This is a genomic window from Burkholderia sp. MSMB1498, from assembly GCF_001526245.1.
Taxonomy (GTDB): domain Bacteria; phylum Pseudomonadota; class Gammaproteobacteria; order Burkholderiales; family Burkholderiaceae; genus Burkholderia; species Burkholderia savannae.
Map to the genome: position 1 here is coordinate 13,190 of NZ_LOYJ01000101.1, position 26,639 is coordinate 39,828.

The following is a 26,639-nucleotide window of genomic DNA, read 5'->3' on the forward strand; positions in this document are numbered from 1 at the left end:
CCCGACGTACACCGATCAGACATTGTTACGCCGACCGCAAGTTTCGTGGTGGACGGAAAGCGGGGGACCCCGCGTCTATGGCAGGGACGCGGGGGCTCACACCCGCGTCTTTTCTCTACTGACGGCCAACATAAGGGGGGCACATAATAATAAAGATCCAAGTCACCCGATCACCCCGTCGCTAGGCCGTATCCGTTTCACCGTCGAGAACCACACAGAAGGGAGTCGTTACCATGCAGGTATGGCATGGACGTAACGCCGTCCGTCCGCTCGTGAGGGAACCCGAGGATTGGCCAGACGTGGTTTGATCGTTTACCGGCGAGCCGCCGCCGTCGCGTTTGCATCGCGATGTCCGTTTGCCATTGGCAATACCGGTTCGGACAAACCCATGGTCCACCATTTTTCCCACTTGGGAAAAATGGTCAGCGACGGGATGGGTTGCAGCCGCTTGGTAACCAGTAGCCGCCAATTGTAGTCGAACAGGTTCACTTTTTGTACGAGTGACAAAGCTCAGACTGCAGAGCCGAATTTGCCGATAACCACCTTGCGCCCTTCATCGATCTGCGCGTCAACGAAATCGGCCCACAGCGCCAAGATCCGGCGGCGTTCGTCGGCATACTCAGCGCGGTTGTACACGCCCTTGATACCTTTGATCGAGTGCGCAAGCGCCTTCTCGATCGCGTCGGACGGCTGGCCCATCTCGTGCAGGTGCGTCGAGGCGGTACGGCGGAAGTCGTGCAAGACGAAGTGCTGAACCTCCATGTCGAGCGCCCTGACAGCCTGATTCAGCGTGCTCTTCGCAATCGGCCGGTCGGCCCCGCGCGACGACGGGAACACGTACTGGTGACTGATCCGGCTGTCGTGCAGTTCGCGCAGCATCGCCACGGCCTGCGGAGCGAGGTAAACCCAGTGCTCGCGATCCTTTTTCATCCGCTCGGCGGGGATGCGCCAAATGCTCGCGTCGAGGTCGAACTCGTCCCAACGCGCTTCGATTAGCTCCGACTTGCGAACCATTGTCAGCACCAGAAGGTGAATCGCGAGCTTCAGCGGCCGGCGAATGCTGGACGCATAGACGGCGCGCAGCACATGCCCGATCTCATCGGGCGACAGCACGCAGTCGCGACTGTCCTGCGTGGCGACAAAGCGCGCGACAATGGCCTGCGCCGGATTGGTCGTGACAAGCTGGCGCGCGATCGCGTACTCGTACATTCGCTTGAGGACGTTCCGTGTGGAGAGCGCCATTTTCGGAGCGCCGCGCTTCTTGATTCGATCGCAGATCGCGAGCACATCGCCGGGCGTCACATCTGAAACGGACTTGCCGCCGATGGCCGGATAGATGTCCTTCTCAAGCGCCCGATTTGTCGTCCGCAGGTATTCCTCGGACTTGTCGGCCATCTGCTGCTCGATCCAATACCCGCCGAACTCTCGCACCGTGTCGAGGCTCTTCACCGCGCCTCGGTCCTTTCGAGCATCTGCGACCGGCGACACGCCGCCCGCCACAATCTCCGCGTAACGCCGCGCCCGCTCCCGCGCGATGGTCAAGCTCAGTGCCGGATACTCGCCGATCGTGACCACCGGCTGTTGCTTGCCGTGCAGGGAATACCGGTAGCGCCAGAACTTCGAGCCGGACGTCATCACTTCGAGCACCAGACCGCCGCCGTCCGACACAGTGTAGCGGGCCACCTTCGGCTTGAGAGTCTTGATGCGCGTGTCGTTCAGGGGAATCGAGATTTTAGGCATGACGTTAGTACACATCTGAAAGTACACAGCGAATTTGTGTACTGAAATGTGTACTAATAAAGCGTGGCTGTCAATTGCGAAGGCTTGGCGAACTTTGGAGACAGAGCCAATCCAGACAATGGATTTCGGCGTTTTTCTTGCGAACCTTTGCCGTCGATTGGCGACTGGTTATTTGCCAATACAAAACCGACTAAAAATCACCCCCAACAAATCATCAGACGTAAACTCCCCGGTGATCGAATTGAGCCGCTCCTGCGCGAGCCTCAATTCCTCGGCAAAGAGATCCAGTGCCTGAGCATTCTGATCCGCGTGCCCGGCCGCATGCGCGAGATGCGCCTGCGCCGCGCGCAGCGCAATCAGATGCCGCTCCCGCGCGAGATACACGCTTTCCGCGCCCGCCTGCCAGCCCGCGATGCGCAGCAGCTCGCCGCGCAGCAAACCGATACCTTCGCCGCGCTTCGCCGACAACCGCACTTCGCACACCTCGGCGCCGTCCGCGCCGCCGCCCGCTCGCACGACCGACGCCGGCGCGTCCGTCAGATCCGTCTTGTTCAGCACCCGCACGACCGGCACGCCAAGCGGGAAACGCGCGGCGATCGCCGCGTCGTCGGCGCCGAGCCCGCTGCGCGCATCGAGCAGATGCAGCACGACGTCCGCCCGCTCGATCTCGCCCCACGTGCGCGCGATGCCGATCTTCTCGACCTCGTCCTCCGTCTCGCGTAGCCCCGCCGTATCGATGATATGCAGCGGAATGCCTTCGACCTGAATCGTCTGCGCAACCTTGTCGCGCGTCGTGCCGGCTATCGGCGTGACGATCGCGAGCTCCGCGCCCGCGAGCGCGTTCAACAGCGACGACTTGCCGACATTCGGCTGCCCCGCGAGCACGACCGAGAGCCCCTCGCGCAACAGCGCCCCCTGCCGAGCGTCGCCGAGCACATGCGCGAGCCGCTCGCGAATGCGCGCGAGCTTGCCGCGCGCATCCGCCGCCTCGAGAAAATCGATTTCCTCTTCCGGAAAGTCGAGCGTCGCCTCGACGAGCATCCGCAGCGCGATCACGTCGTCCACGAGCGCGTGGATGTCGCGCGAGAACGCGCCGTCGAGCGAGCGGCCGGCCGAGCGCGCGGCGGCTTCGGTACTCGCCTCGATCAGGTCGGCGACGGCCTCGGCCTGCGCGAGGTCGAGCTTGTCGTTCAGGAACGCGCGGCGCGTGAATTCGCCGGGCTCCGCGAGCCGCAAGCCGTGCGCGCGCCCCGCGTCGAGGCAGCGCTGCAGCACGAGCTGCAGCACGATCGGCCCGCCGTGGCCTTGCAGCTCGATCACGTGCTCGCCGGTGTATGAATGCGGCGCCGGGAAATAGAGCGCGATGCCGCGATCGAGCGGCTCGCCCGCGCCGTCCAGAAACGGCACGTAGCTCGCATGTCTCGGCGCGAGCCGCGCGCCGCACAGCGCGTCGCTCAACGCGAGCGCCGCGGCTTGCCCGGCGCGTCCGAGCGAGATGCGCACGACACCGATCCCGCCTCGGCCGGACGCGGTGGCAATGGCGACGATCGGATCGGAATCAGTGGCGAGCATGGCGAAAATTCTGAAATAAATGGAATGGGAATAAAAAAAACCGCAGATATCCTTGAATGCCGAATTGTAGCCCGGCCGCGCAATAGTATTGCGCAGACAACGTTCCACCCCGCCATTTTCCGCAATTTTCTGTTTATCTTAGTTGCGCTAACCAATTGATACGACGAATTACGGGCGCCATTCCGACCAAACGACCTCAACCACCGATCAGCAAGCATGAGCGCAACCGCGCCCGATCGCAACCTCTGGCATCCACCAGTTAAACAGTCACTCAGTTGGGCTAATCATAACCTGAATGGTTGTCTCCTTGGCAGCGGTCGAACTGCACAATCTGGCCATGCCGACACTCGAAGAAAAAGCGGCGTTCACCGAACGTCTCAAATTCGCCTTGTTGCGCAGCCCAGAAAAAGTGACCGGCGCGACGGAACTCGCTTTGCATTTCAATTTGCGTCATCACGGCGAGCATCCGGTTTCTCCGCAAACCGCGCACAAATGGCTGACGGGCCGCACAATCCCGACACCGGACAAGCTTCGCACGCTTGCCGAATGGCTGCGGGTCGACTTGCATTGGCTGCACTATGGCCCGCCGCCGAGCGCGGCGCGCACGACGCCGCAGCCGCTGCCGCGCGACGAAAAGTATCCGCCGACGCCGGAGACGATCGAGCTCGCGTCGAAGATCGAATCGCTGTCGCCGCATCACCGCTATCTGGTGCAGGAACTGATCGAGCAGTTCTACGGCGATACGTCGAAGCGCTGACCGCGCGGCGCCCGCATCAATGAAAAAGCCGCCTGCTTGATCAGGCGGCTTTTTCGTATCTTCAGCCGAAACGACATCCGGCATTCGAGGCGGCTCGAAAAAAAGGGCGAACTGCGTCGCCCCTTTTTTCGGCAAGCCGAGCGTCAACTCGCCTTTTTCTTCGCGGCGGCGCCGCCGAGCGTGCGCGTGATGTAGTACTGCTGCGCGATCGACAGCACGTTGTTCACCACGTAGTACAGCACCAGGCCGGCCGGGAAGAAGAAGAACATCACCGAGAACGCGATCGGCATGAACATCATCATCTTCGCCTGGACCGGGTCCGGCGGGGTCGGGTTCAGCTTCGTCTGCACGAACATCGACACGGCCATCAGCACCGGCAGGATGAAGTACGGATCGCGCTGCGACAGGTCATGAATCCACAGAATCCACGGCGCGCCGCGCATTTCCACGGACGCAAGCAGCACCCAGTACAGCGAGATGAACACTGGAATCTGGATCACCACCGGCAGGCAGCCGCCGAACGGGTTCACCTTCTCGGTCTTGTAGAGCTCCATCAGCGCCGCATTCATCTTCTGCGGGTCGCTCTTGAAGCGCTCGCGCAGCGCCTGCATCCGCGGCGTGATTTCCTTCATCCGCGCCATCGACTTGTAGCTCGCCGCCGACAGCGGGAAGAACACCGCCTTGATGAGCAGCGTGAGCAGAACGATCGCCCAGCCCCAGTTGCCTACGAAGCCGTGAATCTTCTCGAGCAGCCAGAAGAGCGGCTTCGCGATGATCGTCACCCAGCCGTAGTCCTTCACGAGCTCGAGGCCGGGCGCGATGCCCTCGAGCATGCGCTCTTCCTCCGGACCGGCGAACAGGCGCGCGGAGACGTCTGCCGACTGGCCCGGCGCGATCGTCGCGACCGGCTGCTTCACGCCGACGCGGTACAGCGTCGGATCGATCTTCTCGACGTAGATGTCGCGCTTCGCGCCTTGCTGCGGAATCCACGCGGACGCGAAGTAGTGCTGAACCATCGCGATCCAGCCGTTGTCGGCGGACGTGACGTAATCGGCCTTGTTCTTGTCGATGTCGCCGAACGTGATCTTCTGGAAGTGCTTCTGATCCGAGTACACCGCCGGCCCGAGGAACGTGTGCGAGAACATCGGGGTCTCGACCGACGTGTTGTCGCGCACGAGCTCCATGTACACGCTGGGCGTGACGGGCGCGGTGCCGACGTTCTCGATCTTCGTGTCGACGCCGATCACGTAGCTGCCGCGCGTGAACGTGTACGTCTTCACGACCTTCACGCCGCCCTTGACGGGCGACTCGAACGACAGCTTCAACGTGTTCTGGTCGGCCGCGAGCGACGTGGGGCCGGCGACCTGCGCGAACACGTCGTTGTGGTTCGGGAAATCGCCGCCGAGCAGGCCCGAGCGCGCGAGGTACGTGTGGTTCGCCGCGTGGTCGAACAGCGTCACCGACAGGTCGGGCTGCTTGCCGGCGCCCGCCTTCGTCAGCGTCAGCTTCGCGAGCGTGCCGCCGCGCGTGTCGATCTCGCCGTTGTAGACGTCGGTCGAGAAGCGCACGAGCTGCGCCTGCGCCGCGGGCGCGGTGGTCGCGGGAGCCGCGCCCGTCGCGGCCGCCGGCAGCGCGTTCGCCGCCGCCGCGCTTGCGCCCGACGCGCCGTTAGCCGCGTTCGACGCGGTGTTCGTCTGCGTGACGTTCGGGAAGAACATCGACGGGCGTCCGTGGGACCGTTGCCAGTTGTCGAACAGCATGACCGCTGACATGAAGAAGATCACCCATAGGACGGTGCGTTTGATATCCATGCGTTGTCTCAGAGTCGATGGGACGACGCCTCAGCTTCGTGAGGAGCGTTACGTGCGTCGGAATTGGGCGGCGGGACGAGGTCGATGCCGCCCGCGGAGAACGGATGGCATCGGCACAGGCGCCTGGCGGCAAGGTAAGTGCCGCGCGCGGCGCCATGATACTGGATTGCCTCGCGCGCGTAATCCGAACAGGAAGGATAAAAACGGCATCGGCTGCCGAGCAGCGGGCTCACGGCAAGCTTGTAAAAGCGCAGCAACGCGATCAGAACCGTTTGCATAGCAGTGGCGGCGCCGATGCGCCGCGTTCGAGCCTATCGGGCGAACAGCCGGCCGCCGTTCGCGACGGGCGTCGGCGCGTCACTCGGACGCGGGCTTCGCCCCGTTGCGACGGACGATCTCCCGGGCTGCCCGATCGAGCAGCTCGCGGATCTCGCCCGCGCACAGCGCCGCGAGCGGCGCGGATGCCGCGCTCGGCATCGCCTTCTTGTCGAAGCGCGCATGCAGGCGCAACAGGATATCCCAGCCGGCGAACTCGGCGCGACGCGTGCGAAACGCTTCGCGGGCGAGCCGCTTGACCATATTGCGAGTCACCGCACGCGCAGCGTACTTCTTGCCGATGACGAGCCCGAGACGCGCTTCGTGCCCTGTCGGCTTGCCGTAGATCACGAAGTGCGCGGTGCGCCGCCACGGGCGCAAACGAAAAACGGATGAAAATTCATCCGTTTTCAGAAGTCGCGCAGCTTTGGGGAAGGCGGCGGACGCTTGCAACGGAATCGAACCCGGGACAGCGGCTGCCTCGCCCGCATCGCTGCGGACGGCGGACACGGCGCGCGGCCCGCCCTTAGATGGCGAGACGCTTGCGGCCCTTCGCGCGGCGGGCGTTGATGACCTTGCGGCCGCCTGCCGTCTTCATGCGCACGCGGAAGCCATGGGTGCGCTTGCGGCGCGTCACGGAAGGTTGGTAGGTACGTTTCATGTTGCTCTCACTTGTTCGAGAATATCGGGAATCAGGGACCGCGTGCCCTCTCTTTCGAGGCAACCGGGCGAACGCAATCGCCGAAAATAACAGGATTGGTTTTCGCGGAACCCGCTATTTAAACCGTTTTTCTCTTGGCGGTCAATACGTTAGAGGCACATCGGGGCCGCATCGGCGGTGTCGATCCCCGGTTCCGCGCGCTGTGGCGATTGCGCCCCACTGACAATTCGCCCCTGTGGATAACTCCCGCGCGCACCGCGTTTGGCGGTAGAATCTCGCCTTATCTCCAAGAATCCCGCACGCCGCCTCGGCCCGCGCTCGCGCTCAAACCCTTGTCGCGCAAGCGTCCGAGGCACGTCTGCACGGCCGCACCGGGCCTTGTTGCGCATCCGCGACAAGGGCGGCCGCGCGCCGTGCGTGCAACCGTAATAACGACAGCTCTTCGATGAACGATTTCTGGCAACACTGTTCCGCGCTATTGGAGCGTGAATTGACGCCCCAACAGTACGTGACGTGGATCAAACCCTTGGCCCCGGTCGCCTTCGATGCCGCTGCGAACACGCTGTCGATCGCCGCACCGAACCGCTTCAAGCTCGACTGGGTCAAGAGCCAGTTCTCGGGCCGGATCTCCGATCTGGCCCGCGATTTCTGGAACGCGCCGATCGAAGTGCAATTCGTGCTCGATCCGAAGGCGGGCCAGCGCACCGCAGCCGGCGCGGCGCCGCTCGCGCCCCGCGCGCCGTTGTCGGCGGCGAACTCCGCTCCCGTTTCCGCCGCCCCGGCCGCCGCCGGCGCTGCCGATCCGAGCCCGCGCGCCGGCATGAACGCCGCCACCGCGGCCGCCGTCGCCGCGGCGCAGGCCGCGCAAGCCGCGCAGGCGAACGCCGCCGCGCTCAACGCCGACGAAGCCGCCGACCTCGACCTGCCGAGCCTCACCGCGCACGAAGCGGCTGCCGGCCGCCGCACGTGGCGCCCGGGCGCGGCGAACGCGAACAGCGAAGCCGCCGATTCGATGTACGAGCGCTCGAAGCTCAATCCGGTGCTCACGTTCGACAACTTCGTCACCGGCAAGGCGAACCAGCTCGCGCGCGCGGCGGCGATCCAGGTGGCCGACAACCCAGGCATCTCGTACAACCCGCTGTTCCTGTACGGCGGCGTCGGCCTCGGCAAGACCCACCTGATCCACGCGATCGGCAACCAGTTGCTGCTCGACAAGCCGGGCGCGCGCATCCGCTACATCCACGCGGAGCAGTACGTGTCCGACGTCGTGAAGGCTTACCAGCGCAAGGCGTTCGACGATTTCAAGCGCTACTATCATTCGCTCGACCTGCTCCTCATCGACGACATCCAGTTCTTCTCCGGCAAGTCGCGCACGCAGGAAGAGTTCTTCTACGCGTTCGAAGCGCTCGTCGCGAACAAGGCGCAGGTGATCATCACGAGCGACACCTATCCGAAGGAAATCTCCGGCATCGACGATCGCCTGATCTCGCGCTTCGATTCGGGCCTGACCGTCGCGATCGAGCCGCCCGAGCTCGAGATGCGCGTCGCGATCCTGATGCGCAAGGCGCAATCGGAGGGCGTGAGCCTGTCGGAGGACGTCGCGTTCTTCGTCGCGAAGCATCTGCGCTCGAACGTGCGCGAGCTCGAAGGCGCGCTGCGCAAGATCCTCGCGTATTCGAAGTTCCACGGCCGCGAGATCACGATCGAGCTGACGAAGGAAGCGCTCAAGGATCTGCTTACCGTGCAGAACCGGCAGATCTCGGTCGAGAACATCCAGAAGACGGTTGCCGATTTCTACAACATCAAGGTCGCCGACATGTATTCGAAGAAGCGCCCCGCGAACATCGCGCGGCCTCGGCAGATCGCGATGTATCTCGCGAAGGAGCTCACGCAGAAAAGCCTGCCCGAAATCGGCGAGCTGTTCGGCGGGCGCGATCACACGACCGTGCTGCACGCGGTGCGCAAGATCGCCGACGAGCGCGGCAAGGACGCGCAGCTCAACCACGAGTTGCACGTGCTCGAGCAGACGCTCAAGGGCTGATGCGCGCGGGCGCTTGAGAATCGCGGAAGCGCCCCAATTTAAAAGGGGCGGTTCGGTTTTGAGGCACAATACTGGTTTGACCGCCTCGCCGTCGGCGGGCCGGCGGCCCGCCCGGCAGGCGCTGCGAGGCTTGCAGGCCGTTATTTGAACGAAGGAACTCTATGCAACTGGTCAAGACCGAACGAGACACCCTCCTTAGGCCGCTGCAAACCGTGAGCGGTATCGTCGAACGCCGCCACACGTTGCCGATCCTCGCCAATCTGTTGATTACGAAGAACGGCCCGGACGTGTCGTTCCTGTCGACCGACCTCGAGCTCCAGATCACGACGCGCGCCGATTTCGGCGTCGGCGGCGACCAAGTTGCGACGACCGTCGCGGCCCGCAAGCTGCTCGACATCCTGCGCGCGATGCCCGACGGCCAGGTCACGCTGTCGCTCACCGACAAGCGCCTGACGGTGCAGTCCGGCAAGAGCCGTTTCGCCCTGCAAACGCTCGCCGCCGACGAGTTCCCGACCGTCGCGCAATCAAAGGAATTCGGCGCAAGCCTCGCCGTTCCGCAGAAGGCGTTCCGCCAGTTGCTCGGCATGGTGTATTTCGCGATGGCGCAGCAGGACATCCGCTACTACCTGAACGGGATGCTGCTCGTCGTCGACGGCGACCGCCTGATGGCCGTCGCGACCGACGGCCACCGCCTCGCGTTCTCGTCGATGAAGATCGAGGGCTCGTTCGGCCGCCAGGAAGTGATCGTTCCCCGCAAGACGATTCTCGAGCTGCAGCGCCTGCTCGAGGATATCGACGACACGGTCAAGATCGACATCGCGCAAACGCAGGCGAAGTTCACGTTCGGCCAGGTCGAGCTCGTGTCGAAGCTCGTGGAGGGCAAGTTCCCGGACTTCCAGCGCGTGATCCCGAAAGCGCACAAGAACACGTTCGAAATCGGCCGCGAAGAGCTGCAGCGCTCGCTGCAGCGCGCGGCGATCCTCACGTCCGACAAGTTCAAGGGCGTGCGCTGCATCATCGCGCCCGGCCAGTTGAAGATCATGTCGACGAACGCCGACCAGGAAGAGGCGCAGGAAGAACTGGAAATCGCCTACCAGGGCGACACCGTCGACATCGGCTTCAACGTCACGTATCTGCTCGACGTGCTCGCGAACCTGAAGGTCGACACCGTCCAGGTGAGCCTCGGCGACGCCAGCTCGAGCGCCCTCATCACCGTGCCCGAGAACGATGAATTCAAGTACGTGGTGATGCCGATGCGCATTTGATGCGCACGACTCGCCGGATACACCAAGGGGCGCCACGCCCCTTTGGCGTTTTTATGGCGATTCGGACGCTCGAGCGCCGGCGCACGACGCCGGCCCCCGCAAGGGGCGAAAAACCCGAGGCGGCCCGGGTTTTTTCGGCAGAAGCACCGCGCCGCCACTTGAGCAGCCCAGCAGAACCGGAAGACATCCATGACTGAACAGCACAATTCGCAGCCCGAAAATAGCTACGGCGCGTCGTCGATCCAGATCCTCGAAGGCCTGGAAGCGGTGCGCAAGCGACCCGGGATGTATATCGGCGACACGTCGGACGGCACCGGTCTGCACCACCTCGTGTTCGAGGTGCTCGACAACTCGATCGACGAAGCGCTCGCCGGCTACTGCAACGACATCCACGTGACCATTCACGCGGACAATTCGATCTCCGTGACGGACAACGGCCGCGGCATCCCGACCGACGTCAAGCTCAACGACAAGCACGAGCCGAAGCGCAGCGCCGCCGAAATCGTGATGACCGAGCTGCACGCGGGCGGCAAGTTCGACCAGAACAGCTACAAGGTGTCGGGCGGCCTGCACGGCGTCGGCGTGTCGTGCGTGAACGCGCTCTCGAGCTGGCTGCGCCTCATCGTGCGCCGCGACGGCAAGAAGCACTTCATGGAATTCCATCGCGGCATCGCGCAGAACCGCATGCTCGAAACGCGCGACGGCGTCGACGTCTCGCCGATGCAGGTGATCGGAGAGACCGAGAACCGCGGCACCGAAGTTCACTTCATGGCCGATCCGACGATCTTCGGCACCGTCGAATACCACTACGACATCCTCGCGAAGCGCATCCGCGAGCTGTCGTTCCTGAACAACGGCGTGCGCATCCGCCTGACCGATCAGCGCACCGGCAAGGAAGACGATTTCGCGTTCGCGGGCGGCGTGAAGGGCTTCGTCGAGTACATCAACAAGACGAAGAGCGTGCTGCATCCGACGATCTTCCACATCAACGGCGAGAAGGACGGCGTCGGCGTGGAAGTGGCGATGCAGTGGAACGACAGCTACAACGAAAACGTGCTGTGCTTCACGAACAACATCCCGCAACGCGACGGCGGCACGCACTTGACCGGCCTGCGCGCGGCGATGACGCGCGTGATCAACAAGTACATCGCCGACAACGAGATCGCGAAGAAGGCGAAGGTCGAGACGAGCGGCGACGACATGCGCGAGGGGCTCTCGTGCGTGCTGTCGGTGAAGGTGCCGGAGCCGAAGTTCAGCTCGCAGACGAAGGACAAGCTGGTTTCCTCCGAAGTGCGCGCGCCGGTGGAGGAAGTCGTCGCGAAGGCGCTCGAGGAGTTCCTGCTCGAGACGCCGAGCGACGCGAAGATCATCTGCGGCAAGATCGTCGAAGCGGCGCGCGCGCGCGACGCCGCGCGCAAGGCGCGCGAGATGACGCGCCGCAAGGGCGTGCTCGACGGCGTGGGCCTGCCGGGCAAGCTCGCGGATTGCCAGGAGAAGGACCCGGCGAAGTCGGAAATCTACATCGTCGAGGGCGATTCGGCGGGCGGCTCGGCCAAGCAGGGGCGCGACCGCAAGTTCCAGGCGATCCTGCCGCTGCGCGGCAAGGTGCTGAACGTCGAGAAGGCGCGCTACGACAAGCTGCTGTCATCCGAGCAGATCGTGACGCTCGTGACCGCGCTCGGCTGCGGGATCGGCAAGGACGACTACAACCTCGACAAGCTGCGCTACCACCGGATCATCATCATGACCGACGCGGACGTCGACGGCGCGCACATCCGCACGCTGCTGCTCACGTTCTTCTACCGGCAGATGCCGGAGATGATCGAGCGCGGCTACGTGTACATCGCGCAGCCGCCGCTCTACAAGGTGAAAGCGGGCCGCGACGAGCGCTACCTGAAGGACGACGCCGAACTGAACGCGCACATGCTGCGCCTCGCGCTGCAGGGCTCGGAGCTCGTGCCGATCGAGAACGGCACGCCGATCTCCGGCGACGCGCTCGGCGAGCTCGCGCGCTCGTATCTGCTGGCGCAGGGCGTTATCGGGCGGCTGAGCCGCCTGTACGACCCGGCCGCGCTCGAGGCGATCATGGACGGCGTCGCGATCGATCTGTCGAGCGAGGCGTCGACGGAGGCGTCGGCGAAGGCGCTCGCCGCCGCGCTGTCCGACGACTCGAAGACAGAAGTGCGCGTCGTGCCGGCTTACGATGCGGTGCGCGAGCAGCGCTCGCTGCGCGTCGAGCGCACGCATCACGGCAACGTGCGCGTGTCGGTGATCGACGAAGAGTTCCAGCACACGGCCGATTATCAGCAGCTCGTGAACACCGCGAATACGTTCAAGGGCTTGATCGGCGCGGGTGCGGCGATCAAGCGCGGCGAGCGAAGCTCGAACGTGTCGGACTTCAAGGAAGCGATGAAGTGGCTGATGGCCGACGCCGAGCGGAACATGTCGAAGCAGCGGTATAAGGGGTTGGGCGAGATGAACCCCGAGCAGCTGTGGGAAACGACGATGGACCCGGCGGTGCGGCGGTTGCTGCGCGTGCAGATCGAGGATGCGATTGCGGCGGACGGGATCTTTACCACCCTCATGGGGGATGAGGTCGAGCCGCGTAGGGCGTTTATCGAATCGAATGCGTTGAGGGCGGGGAATATTGATGTTTGAGGTGTCGTGTAGGTAGACGCATAACCTGAGAATCTGGGACCCATAAGTTGAGAAACTTATGGGTCTTTTTTATTGATAGTTCAACTATAAGCTAACCCATCGCCCCCGAACGGTCACCGGTCAATACCATACAGCCGAGCCGCTTCGAGCAATCCGCCTTCAACGATTTCGCCAGATTCCCCGCTTCCGCAAGGTCGAATGGAAAGACGATAGCGGCCATCCTTTCTTTGAGACAATCTCGTTGTGAGTTCCCGTGTGCACGCCGGCCCATGCAAAGAGTGTCGCATCCGAGATGGCATATGACTTGAGCCGGATGTCAGGTCCGCAATAGCGTTCGACGAGAATCTCAATGTTCCTTTCCGCAGCAATCGCGCGGATGCTGCGCATGCCGGCCAGCAAAAAATCGCGCCGACGAGTCTTGGCAATCGGCTCAAGACCGTCGACGACCCGTATGACCCTCCGATGATGTAAATTTCCAGGCCTTCCGGAAAAGATAGGCGGAAGCGGTGCCGGATATGGGTGGCGCTGCCGGTGCAGACAGCACGGCGATGTGGACGGTCCACGCGTTCATTTTTGCAGCGCCGGCCTCATCCGGTTGACACAGTACGTAGAAGCCGGAACCCAGCGGCCGATGGCGCCCGATGACATCCATGTTTGCAATTGGCTTGAAACTCCGCCGCTCATTGCGCCTCCGCTGCATGCTGCGGTTGCGCTCGCTGAACTCCACAAGCGATACATAGAACGCGATCGCATTTCGATCGAACGAGCGGGCTGCATCATTGCGGCCCGCAGTCCCTCCTTCGGTCGTTACCAAGAACAAAGTCCGCACCGTCAATCGCGATCGCCGTACCCCATCGCGCTCACCGCCCCACCATCGCCCTCAACACCCCATCCCGTCGAATCAACCCGTGATAAAGCGCGGCGGCGAAGTGCGCGAGAAACGTCGCGAAGAACAGATAAGCCAGCCACCGATGCGCATGCCGCAGCCAAGCGAACCAAACCGGATCGGCCGGCGCGATCGGCGGCAATTGCACGCCGCCGCCCAACGTCACCGGATACCCGCCCGCCGACAGCATCGCCCACCCAACCACCGGCATCGCGATCATCAGCGCATACAACGCGAGATGCGACCCATGCGCCGCGAATTTCTGCCACCCCGGCAAATCCGAAGGCAACGCCGGCGGCCGCGAACTCAACCGCACCACCACCCGCACGCAGGCCAGCGCCAGCACCGCCACCCCGAGCGGCTTATGAATCGAAATCAGCACCGCGTGCCGCCCCGACACCGTCGCCACCATCCCCGCGCCGACAAACAACATCGAGACGATCATCGCCGCCATCGCCCAATGCAGCAGCCGCGCCAGGGGGCCGAACGTAGTCTTCATCATCGTTTCTCCGAAAGCGGATGCGCGGCGCCGGGCATCCCGGCTTCTTCGCTCGTGCGGCGCAGGTACGAATCCGCATACGCGGCCGAGCGCGCGGCGAGCAGCGGGTCGCCCGACGCGCGGATGCCGTTGGGCAGGATCGTCGGATCGTAGTTGACGTCGCGGCACGGCCCGCTGCCCTGCGCCTCCACGCGGTCGAGCACGAGCGTGCCCGCATCGATCGTCGTGCGATTCGCGGGCCACGCGCGCGTCGCGTCGTCGACGGGATCGCCCGGCTCCGCCAGCGTGAGCAACAAACGCCAGCGCTGCGGCCCGGAACCGATGCGCCGCGTCAGATCCTCCTGCAGCACGTTCGGATCGCCCGCCTTCGCGACTTCGCCCGCCTCGGCCGTCTGTTCCGGCGCGACGCGCCACCGCACCGCCTGCCGTCGCCCCGCCGCATCGACGAGATAGAACGCGTTCAGGCTGTAATACGTCTCGGTGACGTAGCTCGCGCCCGGCCTCGCCGTCTTCGCCCACGCGCGGAACGCGGCCGTCTCCGGATGCGCGTCGAAGAACGCCTTCAGCTTCGCCGGATCGGGCTTGCCCGTCTTCGGGTCGGGCCGCCCCGCCACCGTCTGCTCGTAAAACGCGCGCGGCGTCGCGACCGGAAACACCGGCATGCTGTTCATTCCCGTGCGCCATTGCTCACCGTCGGGCGCGCTCAGGCGCAGCGCGAGGCTGCGAATCGGCACGCTGTTGTCCGGCGCGTACGGATTGCCGCCCGGCAGCGCGAAGCGTCCGACCACCCGCGCGCGCGCCGCCGCGAAAAAGGGCGCGGTCGAGTACGCGCTCGCCGCGCCGTTGCCTTCGAAATAGCCCGTCACGCAGACGCCTTTCGCGTGATTGCGCCGGTAGCCCGGATGCAGGCCGCCGTTGCGCTGCAGCGCGTCGACGAGCCGCTGCGGCGTCAGCCGGTGCGGCGCGAGCCAGCCGCCGACGTAGCCGAACGACGCCGCGACCGCCGCCGCCGCGCCGCCGATCAGCGCCCATCGCCAGAGGCCGCGCACCGGCTCGGCAGGCGGCGTTGAAGGGTGTTCCATCGTGTACGCTCTCGACCATCAGGTCCTGTGTCGAACCCGCGTATGACGGATCGCCGCCCGGTTTATTCCACGAGGAATTTTTTCGCGCATGCGTGGAATAAACTCGGGCGACCGGGCGTCTGACGCTTTGAATCCACTCCGACGCCGGCATCCGCCCCGCCCATGCCCCCCGCCGATCTCGACGACCAACTGCGCGAACTGCTGCCGCGACTGCGCCGCTTCGCGCTCTGGCTGACCCGCGACGTCCACAGCGCCGACGATCTCGTGCAGTCGACGCTCGAGCGTGCGCTGTCGCGCTGGTCGACGCGGCGCGACGATTCGGCGCTGCGCAGCTGGCTCTTCACGATCCTGTACCGGCAGTTCGTCGATGCGACGCGCCGCGCGAAGCGCTACGCGTGGCTGCTCGGCCGGATCAGGGACGACGACGAGCCGCAATGGCCGTCGGCCGAGGATCACGCGATCGCGCGATCGATGCTCGACGCGTTCGGCCGGCTGCCGACGGAGCAGCGCAGCCTGCTGCTGCTCGTCGCCGTCGAGGGATTCAGCTATCAGGAAGTCGCCGAGCTGCTCGACATTCCGATCGGCACCGTGATGTCGCGGCTGTCGCGCGCGCGGCACGCATTGCGCGCGCTCGGCGACGGCGAGATTTCCGCTCCTTCGCTGCGTTTGATGAAATGAACATTCCGCCCGACGAACACGATCTTCACGCCTATGTCGACGGCCGGCTCGACGCCGATGCGCGCGCGGCCGTCGAGCGCTGGCTCGCGCTGCATCCGGCGCGCGCGGCGCAAATGCTCCGCTGGCGGCAGGATGCGCAGCAACTGCGCGCGGCGCTCGATTCGGCCGCGCTGCCCGCGCCGACTGCGACGCTCGATCCCGCCGCGCTGCGCGCGCGCCGCGCCGAACGGGCGCGCGCGCGGCTCGCGGTGGCGGCGTCGCTCGTGCTGTGCGTCGGGCTCGGCGCGATGGGCGGCTGGCAGGCGCACGGCTGGCGCAGCACGCCCGCCGCGCCGATGAGCGACGCCGTCGCCGCGTACAAGCTGATGGTCGTCGATCGCAGCGCGCGCGTCGACGTCGTGCAGAAGCGGCCGGGCGAGTTGCAGGCGTGGGTCGCGCGCGAGGTCGGCGCGTCGGTCCGGTTGCCGGACCTGAGCGGCGCGGGCTTCGCGCCCGTCGGCGGGCGTCTTTTCGCGACCGAGCGCGGCGCGGCCGCGATGGTGCTGTACGAGGATGCGGCCGGGCGCACGCTGAGCTTCTACGTGCGGCCGCCCGAATCGGCGAATCGCTTGCTCGCGGCCGGCGAGCGCGCCGACGGCACGCTGCTCGCGCGCTACGGATCGGTGCGCGGGTTCAACTATGCGGTCGTCGGGCGGGCGGACAGCGTGGGCGAGGCGGCCGTCGCGCGTGCGCTCGATGCGCAGACCTGACCGCGGGCGCGACGGGCGCGTGGCTTTCGTGCGATGCGGTTGCCCGCGAGCGCGTAACGCGTGCTCGTTGTCGGCCGGCCAGCGTGCCGACGGCGCACTGCTTGAGCGCCGCGAATCGGTATGCGGCTTCTACCATGCGGTCGGTGCGCGCGCGGGCAGCGTTGGCGAAGCGGGCGTCGCACATGCGCTCGAAGAGCGGATCTGACGGGCGGCGCCCGATGGGCGTCCGGCTTTCGCTCGATGCGTTCGCCTCCGAGCGCGCGACGCGTGCTCGCTGTCGACCACGCGCCTCCATCGACGGACCCATCGACGGCGCGCCGCACACACGCCGCCTGCCGGTTCGCGAGTTCAAGCATCGCGTGCTGTCGTCAGGCACCCGGACAGCCTCGGCGACGCGCCGTGTCGCATGCGCCCGATGAACGAGGATTTGACGAGCCGATCGCGACGCAAGGACAGGTTTCCGTTAATTCGCTCGAAGTCGAATTCGCGGCGTAAGCGCGCGACGTGCGGCAGGCGACGCCGCCGCCCGACGCAATCCGCATCGATCGGCAGAATGGAAAACGGACGAAGAAAAGCGCGCACCGCTCGAGGATCAATTGCGTCGCGGCTCGTCGGACGCCGCGCGCATCGCACGCAAGAACGCATCGAACGCGCGGCGCGCCATCGCGCCTCACGCGGCGGTCACTTGCACGTCACCCGCAACGCCTTCTTGCCGTCGATCCGGTAATCGCAGCGATTCACGCGGCCGGCGAGCTTGACGTCCCGCGTCTCGCCGTCCGCGTACTTGCAGCGGATCGTCACGTAACGGCCAGCGTCGTACACGTAGCCCAGCGCCCAGTGGCCGTTGCGCTCGCTGGCGTCGTCGGGAACCAGCGTCGCGAGATCGCTCGGCGCGCCGTCGAACACGTCGACGTAATGCAGCGGGCTTTGCTGCCGCACCGGGCAGACTTCCGCGCTCGCGCCGGTTGCGCCCGTCGTGCCGGACGCGCCCGCACAGCCGAAAAACGCCGCCGCGACCAATGCGCAGGCTGCCTTACTCCACGACATGGAAGTTGTCTCCGTTGTTCGACCGGCCGTGCGCGCCCCAGCGCAGGCGCCGCTGCTGAACCGGTTGCGGCGTGGGCGGCGTCACGAACTGGTCGTAGACCAGGACGCCGCCGTCCTTCGACTGGCTCACGTAGATGGCCGCGTGGCCGTCGTATTTGCCGGCCGCGTTGAACGTCGCGATCACGGTGCCGGCGACGATCGTCGCATTCCCCTTCACCGCCGCGCCCTTGCGCCATTGCACGGTGAGCGGCAGCGTCGGGCACACGCGTTTCACATAGGACACGCATTGCCCGCAAAGATCGACGCCGGACGTGACGCTGCCGGCCGGCGCTTGGTCGAACGGCGTGAGCGCCGAGCTCGGCGCGCAAGTCCAGCGGCCGACCGGCGCCTCGGCGTTGCTCGAATAAGTGGCGGAGACGTAAGGCATGGTTCCCTCGGTTTTTTTAACCGGAATTCGAATTGACACAACCAGCCAGGCGAACCGGATTGTCGGGCAGATGCCGAAAACGATCAACCGCCGCGACAATTGAACAAATTTCTTGCATCTCAGTGCAATTTGCACGCCGCGCCGATCGATCGCGGCCGCGCGCGGCGCTGCGCGATCGGCGCGATCGGCGCAATGCGACGCCTCAACGCGCTCGCCGGACGCAAGGAAACGGCTCGTTCACGGCACGCCATGCCGCCGATCGTCCCACGCACTCGCTTGTCGCGCGCATCATGGAATAGCGCGGCACGTCCGTTCGTTTACAAGTCGAGCGTCAGACGTTTCGCGAAAGCGGTGCTCCGCGCGCGCGGCATGCGCTCGTCGACATCGAAAAAGGACGGCATGCAGGACGACGCCGGCCATCGCGCCGCGCGCCGATATTTCGGGGTGTCCATTCAGAGCCCTATCATGAACAAGCTGATTCGTTGCGCAACCGCGCTGATGTGCGCGAGCGTGTCCGTCTGCGCATGCGCACAAGCCTATGACGGAACCACCACGTCGATCGACACGTCTCGCTGCCGGGCGATCACCGGACAAGCGGAAATCGACGGCACGATGCAGCAAGTCGTCGGCCGCGCATGCCTGCAAAGCGACGGCACCTGGCGGCTCATCGAGAGCGACGACGGCAGCGTGCTGTGGTATCCGATCGCCGACTACCCGTTTTCCGATCCGTGGTACTGGGGCACGCCTTTCTTCGTCGTCGGCGGCACGACCTTCGTATTCGTCGATCGCTTCCACCACTTCCACCGGTTCCACCATTTTCATCCGATGACGCCGGGTCACATCGGCCCGCCGATGGGCAGCGGTTTTCATCACGGGCTGTCGCATGGCGGCGGCATGTCGGGCGGCATGCTGCGGCACTAGCGCATCGGGCGTACGAAACGCCGCCGGCGCGTCGCGTCCGCCGGGGGCAGCGCCGTGCGAGCCGCATCGCTTCCGCTGCGCCGGAACGCGACGGCGACACGCGACATCTATGTCCTCACGGCGCACGGCAGCGCCGGCCGCATCGAGGCCCGTTTCCGCACGCCGCCTGTCCGTCACTTGGGAGAACTCGCATGAAGATCATCACGAGAGGATGGCTCGGCGCGCTGACGCTCGCGCTCACGAGCGGCGCCGCCTGCGCGCAGGGCGCGGGGCCGACCGATCCGCAGATCGCGGCGATCGTCGCGACGGCCAATCAGGTCGACATCGACGCCGGCAAGCTCGCCGAATCGCGATCCGCATCGAAGGACGTGAAGGCGTTCGCGCAGCGCATGGTCGCGGATCACGGCAGCGTCAATCAGGCCGCCGCCGATCTGCTGCACAAACTGAACGTCGCGCCGGAAGAAAACGCGACGAGCCGCAGCCTCAAGCAGGGCGGCGACGAGAACCTCGCGAATCTGAAGACACTGCACGGCGCCGCGTTCGACAGCGCGTACGTCGCGCATGAAGTGGCCTACCATGAAACGGTGCTGGACGCGCTCGACAAGACGCTGATCCCGAACGCGAAGAACGACGAGCTGAAGGCGCTGCTCGTCAAGGCGCGGCCGGTGTTCGTCGCGCACCTGGATCACGCGAAGCACTTGCAAGCCGCGCTGGGAAAGAGCGGTGGCTGAGCGCCGGCATGCCCGCCCGGCTCGTCCGTCGCGCAGCGCAACGGCGGCCAGGCTCGCGCTCGCGCTCGCGCTCGTGGGCGCGCTGCTCGCGGGTGCGGTTCCCGCGGCGACCGGCGAAGCCGCGTCGCCCGGCACGCACGTCGTCGTGATCGAGGGCATGCGCTTCATTCCGCAGACGTTGACCGTGCATCGCGGCGATCGCGTTGAATGGGTGAACAAGGATCTCGTTGCGCACACCGCGAGCGCGATGTCGGACGCGTTCGATTCGCGCAACATCGCGCCGGGCGAACGGTGGCGCTACGTCGCCGACAGGCGCGGCGATTATCCATACCAATGCCGGCTTCATCCGACGATGCAGGCCACGCTGATCGTCCGCTGATGCGGCCCGCCAACACGAGGCGATCGAGATGACGAATTTCGCGACGGCGTTCGCGCAAAACGATGCGGATGACGAACGATTGCTCGCACGCCGCATCGCCGCGGGCGATCGGTCCGCCTTCGAACTGTTGATGCGGCGCCACAACCGGCGCCTCTTTCGCATCGCGCGCGCGACGCTGCACTCCAACGCGGACGCGCAAGACGCGCTGCAGGACGCGTATCTGTCCGCATACCGCGCGATCGGCGAGTTTCGCGGCGAAGCCGCGCTCTTCACGTGGCTCGCGCGGCTCGTGCTCAACGAATGCTTCGCGCGTCTGCGCCGGCATGCGCGCCGCCAACGTGTCGTTCCGATCGTCGATATGAACGCCGAATCCGAAATCGACGCGATGTGCGCGCACGATCCCGATCCGTCGTACCGGGCCGCGGCGCGCGCCGAGCTGCGCGGTTTGCTCGAACAGAAGCTCGAGCGGTTGCCGTACGCGTTTCGGATCGTGTTCGTGCTGCGCTCGGTCGAGGAACTGAGCGTCGACGAAACCGCGCACTGCCTCGGCATTCCGGAGGCGACCGTGCGCAGCCGCCATTTCCGCGCGAAGCGCCTGCTGCGCGACGCGCTGGCGCGCGAGATCGGCCTCGTCGAGCACGACGTGTTCGAATTCGGCGGCGGCGATTGCGATCGCCTGGTGGCGGCGGTCATGCGGCGTGTCGACGGAGAATCCGGGCGATAGGTCCGGGCGCCGGATGCCGTGCGTCTCGCCCGCGCGCATCCTCGATGGGCGGTGCGCCGCGCGTCACGACGCAAGCAATTCGGCTACAGTCCGGGTGTGCGGCCGCGCCGAAGACGGCCGCCGGCGCTTCCATCCAATCCGAGGACCACTCCATGCGCATCATCCGGGCCTGGCTCGCGCTGACGCTCGCCGCATCCATTGCGTCCACTGCATCTGTCGCGCACGCCGCACCCGCCGGCAAGACGCTGTCGTTCGACGGCGTCGATTTCTTCCGGCGCGACGCCGCGAGCAATCGGCTCGAATACACGCCGAAGGGCGAGGAAGATCTGTTGACGTGGCGCAGCATGATCACGCTCGTGCGCTATCCGGAAGCGACGACGGGTGACGGGCTCGCGGCGATCGCGAACTCGGTGCTCGGGCTCTACAAGCAGAACCGCGCGATGGTTCTGAAGGTCGACGCGGTGCCGGCCGCGCCCGGCAAGCCGGCCGAATACTTCATCTCGGTGGTGTTCCCGACGCGCGATTTCATCGAAGCGGTGTTCACGCGCATCGCGCTCGTCGACGGCGCGGGCGCGGCCGCGATCTACTCGCATCGCGAATATGGGCACGCGGTCGGCAACGAAGTCAGCGCGTGGCTCGCAAAGAACGGCCCGGCGAAGGAACGCGCGCTCAGGCAATGGAATCCGCTGCCGACGACCGGCGGGAAGTGAACGTGAGCGCGCGCCGCGCGGCGTCGAATCGCGCGCCGCGCGCCGCCGCCCGCCGATCGGCCGGCACGCGATGCCGCGCCCGGCCCGCTCAGCCCTTCGCGACGAGCGCCGCGATCTCGTCGTCCGCGAAGCCCGCTTCACGCAGGATCGCGGCGCTGTCCGCGCCGCGTCGCGGCACCGCGCCCGGCTGCGCGGCCGGCGAGCCGGAAAACCGCGGCGCCGGCGCCGCCTGCAGCACGCCGTCGCGTTCCGCATAAACGCCGCGCGCGGCGAGATGCGGATGCGCCTTCGCCTCGACCGGGCTCAGCACGGGCGCGAAGCACACGTCGGTGCCCTCCAGCAATTCGACCCAATGCGCGCGCGGCCGGCTCGCGAAGAGGTCCGCGAGCCGTTCGCGCAGCCGCGGCCAGCGGCTCGCATCGTACGGATTGCGGAAATCCTCGTCGTCGGCGAGATCGAGCTTGTCCAGCAGCAGCGCGTGGAACTGCGGCTCGAGCGCGCCGACGCTCACGTAGCCGCCGCACGCGCAGCGATAGCTGCCGTACCAGTGCGGGCCGTCGAGCAAGCCCTGGCCGCGCGCCATCGGCATGAATCCCGCCGCGTGAATCGACAGCAGCAGGTTCATCAGATTCGCGCTGCCGTCGACGATCGCCGCATCGACGATCTGGCCCTTGCCGCGCAGGCGCGCGTCCAGGATGCCCGCGAGCACGCCCATCGCGAGATACAGCGCGCCGCCGCCGAGATCGCCGACGAGCGTCGGCGGCGCAAGCGGCGCGTCGCCCGGCCGCCCCGCATACCACAGCGCGCCGGACAGGCCGATGTAGTTGATGTCGTGGCCCGCCGCGTGCGCGAGCGGGCCGTCTTGCCCCCAGCCCGTCATCCGACCGTACACGAGCCTCGGATTGCGCGCGAAGCATGCATCGGGGCCGAGCCCGAGCCGCTCCATCACGCCGGGGCGCATCCCTTCGATCAGCGCGTCGGCGCCTTCGACGAGCCGCAGCACCGCATCGACCGCCGCCGGCTGCTTGAGGTCGAGCGAAAGCGAGCGCTTGCCGCGATTGAAGATCGCGCGACGGCCGAGATCGAGCGGATCGCCGTCGCGGCCGGCCGTGCGCTCGACGAGGATCACGTCGGCGCCCATGTCGGCGAGCAGCATTCCGCAGAACGGCGCGGGGCCGATTCCGGCGATTTCGACGATTCGGATTCCGTGCAAAGGGCCCATGCCCGCTCCCGTGAAGTTCGATGCGCCCGGTTCGGTGCGATGCCGAATCGCGGTGCGTCGGTGGCGGCGCCGATCGCGGTTCGGCGGCGTCACACGGCGTCACGCAATGTCACGTCGCTCGCCCCGCGTCGATTCCGCGCAATGCGTGCGCGATGCGTTACGACACAACTGACGCAACTGACGCAACTGACGCAACCGACTCGACTGACGCGGCGCGATGCCTGCGATGCCCGCGATACGACGCGCCACGACGTAATGCGTTACGACGCCGCATCACGCGCCTCGCCGCGCGCGGCGCACAACGCGATCGCGCACGCGGCGCGAAGCCCGGCGCACCCCGATCACCGCACGCTTCGACACGCCCCGCTCAGTAGAAGCTCTGCCCCTGCGCCGCCATCTCGCGCAACAGCGTCGGCACGGCGAAGCGCGCGCCGTACTGCGCCGCAAGACGATCGCACGTCGCGACGAACGCGTCCACCCCGACGCCGTGGATATGCGACAGCGGCCCGCCGCGAAACGCCGGGAAGCCCCAGCCGAGGATCGCGCCGACGTCCGCGTCGCGAGCCGTCGTCAGCACGCGCTCCACGAGGCAGCGTGCGGTCTCGACCGCCTGCACCGTCACGAGCCGCTCGATCAGCGTCTTCACGTCGGGCTGCTCGGCCGCGGCCGGAAACTCGCTCGCGAGCCCCGGCCACAACGCCTTCTTGCCGCCGTTCGCCGGATAGTCGTAATAGCCGCGCCCCGCCTTGCGGCCGAGCCGGCCGAGCTCGACCATCCGCGCGGCCACGTCCTCGCCGGGGCGCGCGACGTACGCGTCGCCGAGATCGGCGCGCGTCTGCTTCGTGATTTTGTGGATCAGCTCGCTCGACACCTCGTCGGTCAACGCAAGCGGCCCGACCGGCATCCCGGCGAGCAGCCCGGCGCTCTCGATCAGCGCGGGCGCGACGCCCTCGGCGAGCATCGCGAGCCCTTCGAGCACGTACGTCGAGAACACGCGGCTCGTGTAGAAGCCGCGCGAATCGTTGACGACGATCGGCGTCATGCCGATCGCCTTCACATAATCGAACGCGCGCGCAAGCGTCTGCTGGCTCGTTTCGCGCCCGACGATCACTTCGACGAGCGGCATCTTGTCGACGGGCGAGAAGAAATGCAGGCCGATGAAGTTCGCCGGCCGCGCGCTCGCCTGCGCCAACCCCGAGATCGGCAGCGTCGACGTGTTCGACGCGAAGAGGGCGTCGGGCGCGAGCACGGCTTCGCTCTTGCGCGTGACGTCGGCCTTGATCGCGCGATCCTCGAACACCGCCTCGATCACGAGCTCCGCGCCGTCGAGCCGCGCGAAGTCGGTCGTCGGCGTGATCTTCGCGACGAGCGCGTCGGCCTTCTCCTGCGCGAGCCGGCCGCGCTGCACCTGCTTGTCGACGAGCTTGCGCGAGTAGTCCTTGCCGCGCGCGGCCGCTTCGTCGCTCGTGTCGATCAGCACGACGTCGAGCCCCGCCTTCGCGCTCACGTACGCGACGCCCGCGCCCATCATGCCCGCGCCGAGCACGCCGATCTTCCGGTAGCGCTGCGTCGGCACGCCCGCCGGCCGCGCGGCGAGCTTGTTCGCTTCGTTCATCCCGAAAAACAGCGTGCGGATCATCGCCTTCGCTTCCGGCGACAGCACCGCCTTCACGAAATAGCGCGCTTCCGTCTTCAGGCCCGTGTCGAGATCCGTCAGCAGCCCTTCGTACACGCACGACAGGATGCTCGCGACGGCCGGATAGTTGCCGTATGTCTTCTGCCGCGCGAGCGCGTTCGCCGCCATGAACACCTGCTGGACGGACGGGTGCGTGAGCGCGCCGCCCGGAATCCTGAAGCCCTTCGCGTCCCACGGCTGCGTCGCGGTGCGGCGGCTCGCGTCGAGCAGCCACGCGCGCGCGGCGGCGCTCTCCTCGCCCGCCGGCACGACCGCGTGCAGGATGCCGGCCTTCAGCGCATCGGCCGCCTTCAGCCGCTTGCCTTCGAGCAGGAGCGGCAGCGACGCCTGGACGCCGACGAGGCGCGGCAGGCGCTGCGTGCCGCCGCCGCCCGGCAACAGGCCGAGCGTCACCTCGGGCAGCCCGAAGCGCGCTTTCGGATTGTCGGCCGCGACGCGATAATGGCCCGCGAGCGCGATCTCCAAGCCGCCGCCGAGCGCCGAGCCCGGCATCGCGATCGCCACCGGCTTGCCGCCCGTCTCGAGCGCGCGCAGCGCGCGGTGCAGCTCGCACGTGCGCTCGAAGAGCGTTGCCGCGTCGTTGCTCGCCTGCAGCCATTCGAGGTCGCCGCCCGCGATGAAATCGGGCTTCGCCGACGTGACGAGTATCCCCTTCGCCGCCGCGTCCTGAAGCGCGCGCGCCGCCGCCGCGAAGAACGCCTCGCAGCTCTCGCCGTTCAGCACGTTCTGGCTGCGCTCGGGCAGGTTCCACGTGAGGGTCGCGATGCCGTCGTCATCGAGCGTGTAATCGATCATGGTGGTCCCCCGTCAAATCCGTTCGATGATGGTCGCCGTGCCCATGCCGGCGCCCACGCACAGTGTCGCGAGGCCCGTGGCCGCGCCGCGCCGCTCGAGCTCGTCGAGCAGCGTGCCGAGGATCATCGCGCCCGTCGCGCCGAGCGGATGGCCCATCGCGATCGCACCGCCGTTCACGTTGATCCTGTCGTGCGAAATCGCCATCACGTCCATGAAGCGCAGCACGACCGACGCGAACGCTTCGTTCAGCTCGTACAAATCGATGTCGGCCGCGCGCATGCCGGCGCGCTTGAGCGCCTTCTCGGCCGCGTAGCTCGGCCCCGTCAGCATGATCGACGGCTCCGAGCCGATGCTCGCGAACGAGCGAATCCGCGCGCGCGGCGCGAGGCCCGCGCGCTTGCCCGCCTCCAGCGTGCCGATCAGCACGGCCGCCGCGCCGTCGACGATCCCCGAGCTGTTGCCCGCGTGATGCACGTGCTCGATGCGCTCGAGTTCCGGATAGCGCTGGCGGATCACCGCGTCGAAGCCGTACATCTCGCCCAGCTCGGCGAACGACGGCTTGAGCGCCGCGAGCGTGTCGAGCGTCGTCTGCGGGCGGATCGTCTCGTCTCGATCGAGAATCGTCAGGCCGTTGTCGTCGCGCACCGGCACGATCGAGCGCGCGAACCAGCCGGCCTGCGTCGCCGCATGCGCGCGGCGGTGGCTTTCGACCGCGTATGCGTCGACGTCGGCGCGGCTGTAGCCCCACTTCGTCGCGATCGTGTCCGCCGACACGCCCTGCGGCACGAAGTAGCTCGGAATCGCGATCGCCGGATCGACCGGCCACGCGCCGCCGCTCGAGCCCATCGGCACGCGCGACATGCTCTCGACGCCGCCGCCGATCGCCATGTCCGACTGGCCGGACATCACCTGCGCGGCGGCCATGTTGCACGCTTCGAGGCCCGACGCGCAGAAGCGGTTGATCTGCACGCCGGCCGTCGTCTGCGCGTAGCCGGCCGCGAGCACGGCGATGCGGCCGATGCACGCGCCCTGCTCGCCGACGGGCTCGACGCAGCCGAGCACGACGTCGTCGACGAGGCTCGTGTCGAGTGCGTTGCGGTCGCGAATCGCGCGCAACGCGGTGTCGGCGAGCCGCAGCGGCGTGACGCCGTGCAGGCTGCCGTCCTTCTTGCCTTTGCCGCGCGGCGTGCGCACGGCGTCGAAGATGTAGGCTTCCATCGATCGTTCCTTGGGTTGATAGGGACGGCCTGTCAGGACGGCCTGTCAGGACGGC

The 26,639-nt window shown here is 66.5% G+C and carries 27 protein-coding genes; 11 read left to right on the forward strand and 16 right to left on the reverse strand.

What is annotated here, in order from left to right:
* Positions 1-312 precede the first annotated feature (312 nt).
* From WS91_RS36145 to WS91_RS37520, 4 genes are all read right to left on the reverse strand, one after another.
* A complete protein-coding gene (locus tag WS91_RS36145) occupies positions 313-489 on the reverse strand; it encodes a hypothetical protein (RefSeq protein WP_156432431.1) in 177 nt (58 codons plus the stop codon).
* Positions 490-510: 21 nt separating this feature from the next.
* Positions 511-1,740 carry a tyrosine-type recombinase/integrase gene (locus WS91_RS21640; protein WP_059671011.1) on the reverse strand — a complete coding sequence of 410 codons (1,230 nt, stop codon included), beginning with the start codon at positions 1,738-1,740 and terminating at the stop codon, positions 511-513.
* A gap of 168 nt (positions 1,741-1,908) precedes the next feature.
* Positions 1,909-3,312 carry a tRNA uridine-5-carboxymethylaminomethyl(34) synthesis GTPase MnmE gene (mnmE, locus tag WS91_RS21645; protein WP_038749857.1) on the reverse strand — a complete coding sequence of 468 codons (1,404 nt, stop codon included), beginning with the start codon at positions 3,310-3,312 and terminating at the stop codon, positions 1,909-1,911.
* A 280-nt stretch (positions 3,313-3,592) separates the two neighbouring features.
* Entirely contained in the window at positions 3,593-3,766 is a 174-nt protein-coding gene (locus tag WS91_RS37520; RefSeq protein ID WP_226377171.1) for a hypothetical protein, read from the reverse strand.
* On the opposite strand from WS91_RS37520, the gene WS91_RS21650 reads away from it, so the two are divergent.
* Positions 3,704-4,069, forward strand: a complete 366-nt coding sequence (locus tag WS91_RS21650; RefSeq protein ID WP_226377172.1) for a helix-turn-helix domain-containing protein — start codon at positions 3,704-3,706, stop codon at positions 4,067-4,069. The genes WS91_RS37520 and WS91_RS21650 overlap by 63 nt on opposite strands.
* Before the next feature lie 143 nt (positions 4,070-4,212).
* On the opposite strand, the gene yidC is transcribed toward WS91_RS21650, so the two are convergent.
* The 4 genes from yidC to rpmH all read right to left on the reverse strand — a co-directional run bounded on the left by yidC (position 4,213) and on the right by rpmH (position 6,856).
* Positions 4,213-5,880 carry a membrane protein insertase YidC gene (gene yidC / locus WS91_RS21655; RefSeq protein ID WP_059577780.1) on the reverse strand — a complete coding sequence of 556 codons (1,668 nt, stop codon included), beginning with the start codon at positions 5,878-5,880 and terminating at the stop codon, positions 4,213-4,215.
* Positions 5,881-5,888: 8 nt separating this feature from the next.
* A complete protein-coding gene (gene yidD / locus WS91_RS34035; RefSeq protein ID WP_006024057.1) occupies positions 5,889-6,158 on the reverse strand; it encodes a membrane protein insertion efficiency factor YidD in 270 nt (89 codons plus the stop codon).
* Between the two features lie 79 nt (positions 6,159-6,237).
* Positions 6,238-6,705, reverse strand: coding sequence for a ribonuclease P protein component (rnpA, locus tag WS91_RS21660; RefSeq protein WP_038749866.1), 468 nt, complete (start codon positions 6,703-6,705; stop codon positions 6,238-6,240).
* Positions 6,706-6,721: 16 nt separating this feature from the next.
* Positions 6,722-6,856, reverse strand: a complete 135-nt coding sequence (gene rpmH / locus WS91_RS21665) for a 50S ribosomal protein L34 (protein ID WP_004198824.1) — start codon at positions 6,854-6,856, stop codon at positions 6,722-6,724.
* Positions 6,857-7,301: 445 nt separating this feature from the next.
* Here rpmH and dnaA point away from each other — a divergent pair, with 445 nt between their 5' ends.
* The 3 genes from dnaA (at position 7,302) to gyrB (ending at position 12,820) form a co-directional block, all read left to right on the forward strand.
* The gene (gene dnaA / locus WS91_RS21670; protein WP_038749869.1) at positions 7,302-8,897 is read left to right on the forward strand and encodes a chromosomal replication initiator protein DnaA; all 1,596 of its coding nucleotides are present in this window, start codon (positions 7,302-7,304) and stop codon (positions 8,895-8,897) included.
* 161 nt (positions 8,898-9,058) lie between these two features.
* Complete coding sequence (dnaN, locus tag WS91_RS21675) at positions 9,059-10,162, forward strand: DNA polymerase III subunit beta (RefSeq protein ID WP_038749872.1); 1,104 nt, start codon at positions 9,059-9,061, stop codon at positions 10,160-10,162.
* Between the two features lie 189 nt (positions 10,163-10,351).
* Positions 10,352-12,820: a DNA topoisomerase (ATP-hydrolyzing) subunit B gene (gene gyrB / locus WS91_RS21680; protein ID WP_059577784.1), complete on the forward strand. Its 2,469-nt coding sequence runs from the start codon at positions 10,352-10,354 to the stop codon at positions 12,818-12,820.
* A gap of 430 nt (positions 12,821-13,250) precedes the next feature.
* Here the strand turns inward: gyrB and WS91_RS37525 are convergent, their stop codons facing one another.
* Genes WS91_RS37525 through WS91_RS21690 form a run of 3 tightly spaced genes read right to left on the reverse strand, consistent with a single transcriptional unit; the run spans position 13,251 to position 15,287 of the window.
* Complete coding sequence (locus WS91_RS37525; RefSeq protein WP_226377173.1) at positions 13,251-13,634, reverse strand: hypothetical protein; 384 nt, start codon at positions 13,632-13,634, stop codon at positions 13,251-13,253.
* A gap of 46 nt (positions 13,635-13,680) precedes the next feature.
* Positions 13,681-14,208: a cytochrome b gene (locus WS91_RS21685; RefSeq protein ID WP_059577787.1), complete on the reverse strand. Its 528-nt coding sequence runs from the start codon at positions 14,206-14,208 to the stop codon at positions 13,681-13,683.
* A complete protein-coding gene (locus tag WS91_RS21690) occupies positions 14,205-15,287 on the reverse strand; it encodes a catalase family peroxidase (RefSeq protein WP_059671012.1) in 1,083 nt (360 codons plus the stop codon). Before WS91_RS21690 ends, WS91_RS21685 begins: the two co-directional genes overlap by 4 nt.
* Positions 15,288-15,449: 162 nt before the next feature.
* On the opposite strand from WS91_RS21690, the gene WS91_RS21695 reads away from it, so the two are divergent.
* Together WS91_RS21695 and WS91_RS21700 are read left to right on the forward strand one after the other, a co-directional pair.
* Complete coding sequence (locus tag WS91_RS21695; RefSeq protein WP_059577794.1) at positions 15,450-15,965, forward strand: RNA polymerase sigma factor; 516 nt, start codon at positions 15,450-15,452, stop codon at positions 15,963-15,965.
* Positions 15,962-16,714: an anti-sigma factor family protein gene (locus WS91_RS21700; protein ID WP_059645231.1), complete on the forward strand. Its 753-nt coding sequence runs from the start codon at positions 15,962-15,964 to the stop codon at positions 16,712-16,714. Before WS91_RS21695 ends, WS91_RS21700 begins: the two co-directional genes overlap by 4 nt.
* 681 nt (positions 16,715-17,395) lie before the next feature.
* Here WS91_RS21700 and WS91_RS21705 read toward each other — a convergent pair.
* Positions 17,396-17,761, reverse strand: coding sequence for an STY0301 family protein (locus tag WS91_RS21705; protein ID WP_038749923.1), 366 nt, complete (start codon positions 17,759-17,761; stop codon positions 17,396-17,398).
* Entirely contained in the window at positions 17,748-18,188 is a 441-nt protein-coding gene (locus WS91_RS21710) for a BPSL0067 family protein (RefSeq protein WP_038749926.1), read from the reverse strand. Before WS91_RS21710 ends, WS91_RS21705 begins: the two co-directional genes overlap by 14 nt.
* A 465-nt stretch (positions 18,189-18,653) precedes the next feature.
* Here WS91_RS21710 and WS91_RS21715 point away from each other — a divergent pair, with 465 nt between their 5' ends.
* The 5 genes from WS91_RS21715 (at position 18,654) to WS91_RS21735 (ending at position 21,653) form a co-directional block, all read left to right on the forward strand.
* Positions 18,654-19,109: a hypothetical protein gene (locus tag WS91_RS21715; RefSeq protein ID WP_059578112.1), complete on the forward strand. Its 456-nt coding sequence runs from the start codon at positions 18,654-18,656 to the stop codon at positions 19,107-19,109.
* Positions 19,110-19,300: 191 nt separating this feature from the next.
* Positions 19,301-19,840, forward strand: a complete 540-nt coding sequence (locus tag WS91_RS21720; RefSeq protein ID WP_059577808.1) for a DUF4142 domain-containing protein — start codon at positions 19,301-19,303, stop codon at positions 19,838-19,840.
* Positions 19,833-20,219: a cupredoxin domain-containing protein gene (locus WS91_RS21725; protein WP_082758275.1), complete on the forward strand. Its 387-nt coding sequence runs from the start codon at positions 19,833-19,835 to the stop codon at positions 20,217-20,219. Before WS91_RS21720 ends, WS91_RS21725 begins: the two co-directional genes overlap by 8 nt.
* 28 nt (positions 20,220-20,247) lie before the next feature.
* Positions 20,248-20,943 carry an RNA polymerase sigma factor gene (locus tag WS91_RS21730; RefSeq protein WP_059671013.1) on the forward strand — a complete coding sequence of 232 codons (696 nt, stop codon included), beginning with the start codon at positions 20,248-20,250 and terminating at the stop codon, positions 20,941-20,943.
* Positions 20,944-21,095: 152 nt separating this feature from the next.
* Positions 21,096-21,653 carry a hypothetical protein gene (locus tag WS91_RS21735; RefSeq protein ID WP_038749936.1) on the forward strand — a complete coding sequence of 186 codons (558 nt, stop codon included), beginning with the start codon at positions 21,096-21,098 and terminating at the stop codon, positions 21,651-21,653.
* Positions 21,654-21,741: 88 nt separating this feature from the next.
* Here the strand turns inward: WS91_RS21735 and WS91_RS21740 are convergent, their stop codons facing one another.
* From WS91_RS21740 to WS91_RS21750, 3 genes are all read right to left on the reverse strand, one after another.
* Positions 21,742-22,875 carry a CaiB/BaiF CoA transferase family protein gene (locus WS91_RS21740; protein ID WP_059671104.1) on the reverse strand — a complete coding sequence of 378 codons (1,134 nt, stop codon included), beginning with the start codon at positions 22,873-22,875 and terminating at the stop codon, positions 21,742-21,744.
* Between the two features lie 367 nt (positions 22,876-23,242).
* A complete protein-coding gene (locus tag WS91_RS21745; protein WP_059671014.1) occupies positions 23,243-25,366 on the reverse strand; it encodes a 3-hydroxyacyl-CoA dehydrogenase NAD-binding domain-containing protein in 2,124 nt (707 codons plus the stop codon).
* A gap of 12 nt (positions 25,367-25,378) precedes the next feature.
* Positions 25,379-26,584, reverse strand: a complete 1,206-nt coding sequence (locus WS91_RS21750) for an acetyl-CoA C-acetyltransferase (protein ID WP_059577818.1) — start codon at positions 26,582-26,584, stop codon at positions 25,379-25,381.
* Between the last annotated feature and the right edge of the window lie 55 nt (positions 26,585-26,639).